This is a genomic window from Erythrobacter donghaensis, assembly GCF_001557325.1.
GTDB classification, from domain to species: domain Bacteria; phylum Pseudomonadota; class Alphaproteobacteria; order Sphingomonadales; family Sphingomonadaceae; genus Erythrobacter; species Erythrobacter donghaensis_B.
In genome coordinates, this window is the sequence record NZ_LSJS01000153.1 from 1 (window position 1) to 8,473 (window position 8,473).

Here is an 8,473-nt window from a genome sequence, read left to right on the forward strand (position 1 = left end):
CCATTCGCGGTTGAGGTTGGCGCCAACCGCATTGGTTCGAAGATGCCCGCGCCGCCCTTCCCCGAGCGCCTTGGCGATGGCGACGGTCTCGGCGCAGAGCGACAGGCCGTAGCTGGCGTTCTCGACATTGCACCCGGTCACGACCGCGCCGTCATCGAACAGCAGCGCCGCGCCGACGGGGTAGTCCGAATAGGGGGCATAAGCCTGTTCGGCCGCAGCAAAGGCGGCGGCGATCAGGGCCTGTTCCTGTGCGCTATCGAGCATCACTTCTGCACCACCACCCATTCCACCGGCTCCTCGCCCGCCTCGGTCACCCGGGCGCTGTTGGCGCTCCATAGCAGCCACGGCCGCCCCGCATAGTCCGGCCGCGCCCGGTCGCGCGCCAGCCACAGGTCGCGGGCGAGCGCGGCGGCGGTGCGGTGGCGCGCCTCGAAGGCGGGAGCGAGCTTGAGGATCACGGGCCTGCCCGCGTGGAGCTCGATCTGGTTGATGAGTGTCATCAGCTCGCTCTCGACCGCCGCGTCGCTGACTCTGGGGTCGCAGGCATCGGCGAGCCGCTCGAGCGCGATCGCGGGGGGCAGCAGGTCGGGGTCGCGCGTCACCATCTGCGCGAAGACCCCGCTCTGCGCGTCGGCGCCGAGGCAGGGGTCGAAGCGCAGGACGACGCCGACCTTGAGCCCGGCCCGGCGGGCCTGCGCGAAGCGGTCGGCGAAGCCGCCGGGGCCGTCGGCGCCCGGGCCGCTGGCGAGGGGCAAGTAGACGAAGCTTGCGCCGATCGCCTTCAGCGTCTCGAACCGCACCGGCGCGGTGCCCGCAGGCACCAGCGCGCCCTGCTCCGGATAGAGCGCCGGTTCGGGCCGCCAGCTGCGCATGTCCCACCACAGCCACGCGGCAAAGGCGAGGCCGAACAGCACCAGCAGCGCCGCCAGCCGCAGCAGCCAGCGCCGCGGCGCGCGGCGCGCGCGGGCCTTGGATGTCCTGGCCATACCCCTCAGCCCTTGATGTGCAGCACGCAGATCAGCGTGAACAGCCGCCGCGCGGTGGCGAAATCGGTCTCGACCTTGCCCTCGAGCCGCTCGAGCAGCAGTTCGGCGGCGTTGTTGTGGATGCCGCGCCGCGCCATGTCGATCGTCTCGATCTCGGCCGGGGTCGCCTTGCGGATCGCCTGATAATAGCTGTCGCAGATCGCGAAATATTCGCGGATCGGGCGGCGGAAGCGCGCCATGCCGATCAGCAGCGTCTCGAGCAGCAGGTCGGCGGTGTCCTTGATGTCCATCGCCAGCCGCCCGTCGGTGACGGAGAGGTGGAGGTGGTAGGGCCCGCTCGCCCCGCGCTCCGCGCTGCGCAGCGGCCTGAAGGTGTTTTCCTCGATCAGGTCGTAGATCGCGACGCGGCGTTCCTGCTCGACATCGGCATTGCGCCACAGGATCGTCGCCTCGTCGAGCGTGACCTGGGCAATGCGCTGCGCCCCCGCAGCGCCGGGCGCGAGGGAGGGAGGCAGGGAATCGGGCGGCGTATCGGCCATGACTTCCCCGCCTTCGCAGATCGAGGGCACGCACTTCAAGCACTTCGACGCACTCTCCCCACTATCCACAGCGTGCGAAATAAATATCGCCCCGCTTCGCCCTTGCTCCGACCGGGCGGGGAGCGCATCAGGCCCCCCATGGCCGAACCCGAAAAAGTCACCCCGATCAAACCCCAAGACCCTGGCAGCGAGCTGCCGGTGAAGAAGCTGCCCGCCAATCTCGATGCCGAGGCCGCCTTCCTCGGCGCGGTGCTGATCGACAACCGGGTGATCGAGGAACTGCCGGTCCCGATCCGCCCCGACCATTTCTTCGAGCCCCTCCACGCGCGCATCTACGAGCGCGTGCTGGCGCTGATCGAGCGCAACGCCACCGCCTCGCCGGTCACGCTGCGCCCCTTCTTCGAGGCGGACGAGGCGCTGCGCGAGCTGGGCGGCACGTCCTACCTCGCCCAGCTCACCGCCAGCGGCGCTGGGCTACTGGTGCCGCGCGAGCTGGCCCAGCAGATCTACGACCTGGCCCTGCTGCGCGAGCTGGTGAGCGTCGGGCGGGGCCTTGTCGAAGGCGCGCTCGACACCTCGGAAGACACCTCGCCGCTGGACCGCATCGCGCAGGCCGAGGCCGACCTCTTCAAGGTCGCCGAGGGTGCCAGCACCGGCCGCGAGGCGGCGACCTTCCGCGAGGCGGCGCTGACCGCGATCAAGATGGCCGAGGCCGCGATGAACTCCGGCGGGGGCCTGTCGGGCAAGACCACCGGCCTCGCGACCATCGACCAGAAGACCAGCGGCCTCCACAATTCCGACCTCGTGATCCTCGCCGGGCGCCCGGGCATGGGCAAGACCTCGCTCGCCACCAACATCGCCTTCAATTGCGCCGAGGCGCATCTGGAATGGCAGCGCAACGGCGGCGAGTTCAACTACGGCGCGCCGGTCGCCTTCTTCAGCCTCGAAATGAGCTCTGACCAGCTGGCGACGCGTATCCTTGCCGAGCAGGCGGAGATTTCCTCCGAGGCGCTGCGCAGCGGTAAACTCACCCGCGAGGACTTCCAGAAGCTCTCCTACGCCAGCCAGCGCCTGGCCGAACTGCCGCTCTATATCGACGACACGCCCGCGCTCACCATCGCCGCCCTGCGCACCCGCGCGCGGCGGATGAAGCGGCGGCACGACATCGGCCTCATCATCGTCGACTACCTGCAACTGCTGCAGGGCTCGGGGAGAGCCAACGACAACCGCGTCAACGAAATCTCCGAGATCAGCCGCGGCCTCAAGACGCTGGCGAAGGAATTGCAGGTTCCGGTGATCGCGCTCTCCCAGCTCAGCCGCGCGGTCGAAAGCCGCGAGGACAAGCGCCCGCAGCTCTCCGACCTGCGCGAATCCGGCTCGATCGAGCAGGACGCGGACATGGTGTGGTTCATCTTCCGCGGCGACTATTACCACCTGCTGGTCAAGCCCGACACGCCCGACGCCTCCTCCACCCCGGACGTGCAGGAGAAATACCGGGCGTGGGAGGAGAAGTTCGAGGGGCTGGTCGGCCGCGCGACGCTGATCGTGGCGAAACAGCGCCACGGCTCGACCGGCAACGTCCCGCTCCACTTCCAGAGCGACATCACCAAGTTCACCTCGCCCAACTTCAAGGACTATTCGGACTACGGTTACGAATAGCGAGGGGCGGGTTTCGGGGTGCTGCCGGATGGGCGTGGATGGCAGGGCCTGAGCGGCAAGCAGAATGACGGCTCCGAAGTTCAGCAATCGGTGAGGATTGGGCCTTGCGCCTACATCATGGCGGATTTCGTCGCGCAGCATTGGCCGTGCAAGGTCGCCCGGTTAGCCGGCATCAGCCATTCGGTCGGTGCAATCAGTGGCACGGGCAGCCCGAGCGCGTAGAGCGCAAGGGCCAGCACGGCGATGCCAATCCGGTGAGCAGCGTTTACAGCAGAGCTGTCCATTTCAGGGACTCCTCGGCCGTCTTCTGGATGAGCTCGATGCGATAGCCGTCCGGGTCTTCGATGAAGGCGATCACCTCGCTCGGATCGCCCTTGAGCGGGCCGGCAGGGCGAACCACGCTGACCCCGACAGCGCGGAGCTCGGCGACCGCCCGGTCAACATCAGCGACACCCAGCGCGATATGCCCCCATGCGGTGCCGAGGTCATAGTCATGGGTGCCCCAATTGTGGGTCAGCTCGATCACCGCCGTGCTGCTCTCGTCACCGTAACCCACGAAGGCGAGCGTGAACTTGCCGTCCGGAAAGTCCTTGAGCCTCAGCAGGCGCATGCCCAGCAGCCCGACATAGAAGTCGAGACTGCGGCCAAGATCGCGCACGCGGATCATGGTGTGGAGCAGGCGCGGCTGGCCGAGCAGGCCGGTCGTGGGGGCGGCGGGAGCGGGTGTCTCCTGAAGCTGCGTGGTCATCACAGCCCCTCAAGTCCCTGCGGCGAACCCAGGAAGTCGCGCTTGCCCAGCGGGATGCCGAGGTTGCGCAGGATCGCGTAGGTGATTGCAGTGTGGAACAAGCAGTTCGGCACGGCAAAGCCGAGCAGGTAATCCTCTCCGCCAGCTTCGACCGGCCTGCCGCCGAAAGCAAAGGCGACGCGGCGGCTTTCGGCGCCGGCCCAGGCCTCCTCTTCAATGGTGGCGAGGAATGCGAGGGTGTCGGCGATGCGCCTGCGCAGGGCAGCGATGCTGTCCTCGTCATCGGCGAAAGACGGCGCCGGCGTCGCCGTCAGCCGCGCGGCGGCATTCTTGGCGATGTCGCAGGCGATCTGGACCTGCCGGACCAGCGGATGCATGTCGGGATGGAGGCGCGCGGCAAGGATCGCCTCGTCGTCCGGGGCCTGCTCCGCCGCGATCGCCAGCAGGGCGTCGAGCCGTTCGAGATGATGGGTAAACACGGCGCGCATCAGCGCGGGGGTGGCAATCGCCATTGTCATGGTCCTTTGTCGCCAGGGGTCATCGCAAGGTTGCGGCCGGCGCATGGGGGAGTGCGCCGGCCGCGCGGGGGTCAGCCGAAGAACTGCGAGTTCACCCCGCGGCTCGCTTCGGCGACCAGCGCCGCATCGAAGATGCGGGTGGTGTAGGCGACGTTCAGCCCGGCGGTTTCGGTCGGGAAATAGTCGGTCACGAACCGCGTCGCGTTCTCGACCGTATCGAAGGCGTAGAAGCCGCCGACCGACTGGGTGTGCACCCCCGACAGCCACGTCTTGTGCAAGAGGCCCGGCTGGGCCTTGAGAATCGGGTTCATCGCGCGCCACGGGGCGTCGGCGAAATTGGCGGAAATCTGCGCCTCGGTATAGACGAAGGCGCCCGGCGTAACCGTGACGGTGCCGCCGAAGTGGACCGAGTTCAGATAGCGGCTGGCTTCCTCCACCACGTCGCCATCGAACACCCGCGTGGTCTGGGCGACGCCGAACTTGCGCGCCTCGCCCGGGAAATAGCCGGTGACGAAGGTCTTGGCGTTCTCGATCGAATCGAACTCGTAGAACCCGCCGACCGAGTTGTTGATGACGCCCGAAAGCCAGGTCTTGTTGCGGAAGCCGGGCTGCTCGAGGATCACGGGATTGAGCTCGCGCCACGGCGCGGATTCGAACGGGAGGGAGTTCTGCAGTTCGGTGTAGACGAAGGCTTTGGCCATGGGGGGCTCCTTATCGGCATGGGCATGCCGCAGCGTTTGCCTCGGCATCACGATCGCGATATAACGACCGTGATGCAGTGATAATATAGCGATCGTTATGTAGTCAACGACAAAATAGCGTTCGTTATTTGGAAGGCGGTGTTCATGTCACATCCCGTTGGTAAAAAAGAAGAAAGCCGCGCGAAAATACTCGCGAGTGCGGGGCGGGGCTTCCGCAGCCAGGGCTATGGCGGGTTGGGAGTCGACGGTCTGGCGAAGTCTGCCGGGGTCACCTCCGGTGCGTTTTACGCCCACTTCCGGTCGAAGAAGGACGCCTTCCGCGAAGCGGTCGCGGCCGGCATGGCCGACCTTGCCGATGGCATCGCCGGCATGAAGGCAGAGGGCGGCGCGTGGGTGGCGCGCTTCGTCGACTTCTACCTCACCGACCGGCGCAGCTGCGACCTTGCCGAAAGCTGCGCATTGCAGAGCCTGACGGGCGAGGTCGCGCGCGCCGACGCTGAGACCCGTTCGGCCTATGAGACGCAACTGCGGCGGGCGATCGACACTCTCGCCTCGGGCATGGCCAGCGGAGACAGCAAGGCCGATCAGGCCGAAGCCATCGCCATGCTCGCCATGCTCTCGGGCGGCATCTCCATGGCCCGCGCAGTCGAGGATCCGGCGCTTGCCGACACGATAGTCGCGGCTCTGAGAAGCAAGCTCGAACGAAAGCCGGGGCATGCAGACCCGTCGATCGAAGCCGCCGGACCAGTGCCTCCCCTCGCCCTCAGCGCGTCCCCGCCTTGCTGATGCGGTAATCCGCAAGGCTCAGCCAGTAGGCGATCCGCCAGCGCAGCCGGTTCCAGAAGGTGCTGTTGCGGGCATACCAGCCCGGCGTGATCGGCTCGCTCGAGGCTTCGAGATGGTCGATCAGCTTGCGCAATTCCGCCGCCAGCCCCGCATCCTCGATCCTGACCATCAGCTCGACATTGATGCGGAAGCTCCGCTTGTCGAGATTGGCGCTGCCGACATAGGCGATGTCGTCAACCACCAGCAGCTTCATGTGGAGCTTGCAGATCCCGAACTCAAAGATCCGCACCCGCGCGCGCAGCAGCTTGCCGTAGAGCAGCCGCGCCATGTCGATCGCGGCGGCGATGTCGGACTTGCCGGCCATGATCATGCGTGCCTGTCCGCGCTGGCCGACGCGGGCGATCAGGCGGCGGAAGCTCCTCGGCGGAGAGAAATAGGCCGAGACCGTGTCGAGCCGTATGGCGCCGACCAGATCCTTGCGCAGCACCCAGGCCCAGTGCCCCTTGCGCACCAGCGGCCCCCCGACCAGCAGGCGCACAGGGCCGTCTCCGCCGTCCCAGTCCTTGACGATGTCGCGCAGCCGCCGCAGCTGGCGGGTGCGTCCTTCCGCCGCATTGGCGACCCAGCTCTGGAGCAGGCCGAACCAGCGGGTGAACTGTTCCACCACCGGCCCCTCGATCACCACCGAGAGGTCGCACCAGCCGTTCTCGGCGGGGATCGCGAAATAGTGGTCGGAGACATTGGCGCCCCCGGTCATCACCCGCGCCCCGTCGGCGATGGTCATCTTCTGGTGGTTGCGCACGAGGTAGCGCGTGCCCCAATTCGGGCTGAAGATCGCGAAACTGCCGCCGGCCTCGACCAGCGGATCGAAAAACGCCGCGCCCGCATCATTGCCGAAATCATCGACGATCAGGTCGACCTTGACCCCGCGACGCGCGGCGGCGACCAGCGCGTCGCGCACCATGGTGCCCGAGACGTCGCTGTCGAACAGGTAGTAGAAGACGCGCAGGCTCTCCCGCGCGCTCTCGATCAGCGCGACGAGCGCCTTCAGCCGGTCCTGCCCGTGGGGATAGAAGGTGAAATCGTGGCCCGCCGCACGCAGGCTGAAAGGATCGAGATCGCAGTAATCGGGCGCATCGGCGGGCGATTCGGCGGGGGCGGTGGCCATGGCGGCAGGTCTAGCGCACCCTTGCGGCGGGTTGACAGCCTCGCGCGGTGAACGGGGGCAGGCTTGCGAGCGTGCAGCAGCGGCCTGCCGCGCTTGACCTCCCTGCCCGGGGGGCGGATAGACGGTGTCCGATGCTCTCGCAGAAGACCCGCTATGCGATCCGCGCGATGCAGCACCTTGCCGACAATTATGGCCAGGGGCCGGTGCAGCTTGCCGCGATCGCCGAGACGCAGAAGATCCCGGCCAAGTTCCTGACGGTGATCCTGTCCGAACTGGCGCGCGCCGGGCTGGTCGAATCGCTGCGCGGGCGCGACGGGGGCTACTGGCTCGCCATCCCCCCGCTCGACATCACCTATGGCGACCTCATCCGCCACATGCGCGGCAGCCTCGCACTGGTGCCCTGTGCGAGCCGCTATGCCCACGAGAAATGCAAGAACTGCCTCGAGGAAGGCGAGTGCCGCACCCGCGCGCTGATGCTCGACGTGCGCGACCGGACCGCGCAGATCCTCGACACCATCCGCCTCTCCGACCCGATCGCGCCGGTGCCCCCGTTCGAGGGCGACACGGTCTGACCGCGAGCCGCGGGGCTAGCCGACAAGGACGAGCGCGAAGGCGAGCGCGAAGGCGAGCGCCGCGAGCACGCCCGCTCGCCAGTCGAAGCTGGCGAGCTCCGGCCACGAGAGCCGCAGGGGCCCCGCCTCCACCGCACCGACGCGGGCGAACAGCACGTGGAGCGCGAACCACACGGTGAGGTTGGCGATCACCCCCACCACCGCCGCGGTCACCGCCGCGAGCCCGCCCTTCAGCCACACCGCCTGCCCCAGCCGGTCGATCCACGGCGCGAGCGCGAAGATCCACAGGAAGCACGGCGCGAAGGTCACCCAGGTCGTCAGCCCCGCGCCGAGCAGTCCGGCGACCAGCGGCGTGAAGGGCTCAGGCGCGCGGAAGGCCGCGAGGTAGCCGACGAACTGAGTCACCAGAATCAGCGGCCCCGGCGTGGTCTCGGCCAGCCCCAGCCCGTCGGCCATCTCGCCGGGTTGCAGCCAGCCGAAGCCCTGCACCGCCTCCTGCGCCATGTAGGCGAGCACGGCATAGGCCCCGCCGAAGGTGACGATCGCAAGCTGCGAGAAGAAGGCACCCACCTGCCACAGCACGTGGCTCTCGCCCAGCGTGGCGGCGATCAGCGCCATCGGCGCGGCCCAGATCGCGCCCCAGACGAGCACCGCGAGGATGGTGGTGCGCCATGGCCGCGCGGGCAGCACCGCGCCCGCCTTGCCCGGCTTCAGCGCCAGCAGGTCGGGCCGTTGCCGTGCGATCAGGATGCCGACCGCCCCCGCCCCGAGCACGATCAGCGGAAACGGCAGCGCG

At 68.0% G+C, this 8,473-nt stretch carries 12 protein-coding genes; 3 read left to right on the top strand and 9 right to left on the bottom strand.

All coding sequences use genetic code 11. The annotated features are described in order from the left end of the window. From AX692_RS08905 to AX692_RS08915, 3 genes are all read right to left on the bottom strand, one after another. The coding region (locus tag AX692_RS08905; RefSeq protein ID WP_230961050.1) for a cytidine deaminase at positions 1-285 on the bottom strand (285 nt) is incomplete at its 3' end. After that, positions 264-986 carry a glycoside hydrolase family 25 protein gene (locus tag AX692_RS08910; RefSeq protein ID WP_073974659.1) on the bottom strand — a complete coding sequence of 241 codons (723 nt, stop codon included), beginning with the start codon at positions 984-986 and terminating at the stop codon, positions 264-266. The genes AX692_RS08910 and AX692_RS08905, both read right to left, overlap by 22 nt. Positions 987-991: 5 nt before the next feature. After that, entirely contained in the window at positions 992-1,525 is a 534-nt protein-coding gene (locus AX692_RS08915; protein ID WP_230959614.1) for a UPF0262 family protein, read from the bottom strand. 138 nt (positions 1,526-1,663) lie between these two features. Here AX692_RS08915 and AX692_RS08920 point away from each other — a divergent pair, with 138 nt between their 5' ends. After that, the gene (locus tag AX692_RS08920; RefSeq protein ID WP_073974660.1) at positions 1,664-3,184 is read left to right on the top strand and encodes a replicative DNA helicase; all 1,521 of its coding nucleotides are present in this window, start codon (positions 1,664-1,666) and stop codon (positions 3,182-3,184) included. A gap of 110 nt (positions 3,185-3,294) precedes the next feature. On the opposite strand, the gene AX692_RS19620 is transcribed toward AX692_RS08920, so the two are convergent. The 4 genes from AX692_RS19620 to AX692_RS08935 all read right to left on the bottom strand — a co-directional run bounded on the left by AX692_RS19620 (position 3,295) and on the right by AX692_RS08935 (position 5,151). Further along, positions 3,295-3,468, bottom strand: a complete 174-nt coding sequence (locus AX692_RS19620; RefSeq protein ID WP_155644777.1) for a hypothetical protein — start codon at positions 3,466-3,468, stop codon at positions 3,295-3,297. Then, on the bottom strand, positions 3,450-3,932 hold the full coding sequence (gene gloA, locus AX692_RS08925) for a lactoylglutathione lyase (RefSeq protein ID WP_081095225.1): 483 nt from the start codon (positions 3,930-3,932) through the stop codon (positions 3,450-3,452). The genes AX692_RS19620 and gloA overlap by 19 nt, the downstream gene beginning before the upstream one ends. Then, positions 3,932-4,444, bottom strand: a complete 513-nt coding sequence (locus tag AX692_RS08930) for a DUF1993 domain-containing protein (protein WP_073974661.1) — start codon at positions 4,442-4,444, stop codon at positions 3,932-3,934. The genes gloA and AX692_RS08930 overlap by 1 nt, the downstream gene beginning before the upstream one ends. A 77-nt stretch (positions 4,445-4,521) precedes the next feature. Beyond that, positions 4,522-5,151, bottom strand: coding sequence for a hypothetical protein (locus tag AX692_RS08935; RefSeq protein WP_073974662.1), 630 nt, complete (start codon positions 5,149-5,151; stop codon positions 4,522-4,524). A gap of 144 nt (positions 5,152-5,295) precedes the next feature. Here AX692_RS08935 and AX692_RS08940 point away from each other — a divergent pair, with 144 nt between their 5' ends. After that, the gene (locus tag AX692_RS08940) at positions 5,296-5,937 is read left to right on the top strand and encodes a TetR/AcrR family transcriptional regulator (protein ID WP_081095227.1); all 642 of its coding nucleotides are present in this window, start codon (positions 5,296-5,298) and stop codon (positions 5,935-5,937) included. Here AX692_RS08940 and AX692_RS08945 read toward each other — a convergent pair. Beyond that, entirely contained in the window at positions 5,915-7,105 is a 1,191-nt protein-coding gene (locus AX692_RS08945; protein ID WP_073974663.1) for a phospholipase D-like domain-containing protein, read from the bottom strand. The genes AX692_RS08940 and AX692_RS08945 overlap by 23 nt on opposite strands. A 131-nt stretch (positions 7,106-7,236) precedes the next feature. Here AX692_RS08945 and AX692_RS08950 point away from each other — a divergent pair, with 131 nt between their 5' ends. After that, positions 7,237-7,677 carry an RrF2 family transcriptional regulator gene (locus AX692_RS08950; protein ID WP_073974664.1) on the top strand — a complete coding sequence of 147 codons (441 nt, stop codon included), beginning with the start codon at positions 7,237-7,239 and terminating at the stop codon, positions 7,675-7,677. A gap of 15 nt (positions 7,678-7,692) precedes the next feature. Here AX692_RS08950 and AX692_RS08955 read toward each other — a convergent pair. Next, positions 7,693-8,473: chromate transporter (locus tag AX692_RS08955; protein ID WP_196491782.1), on the bottom strand; the 781-nt coding region annotated here is incomplete at its 5' end.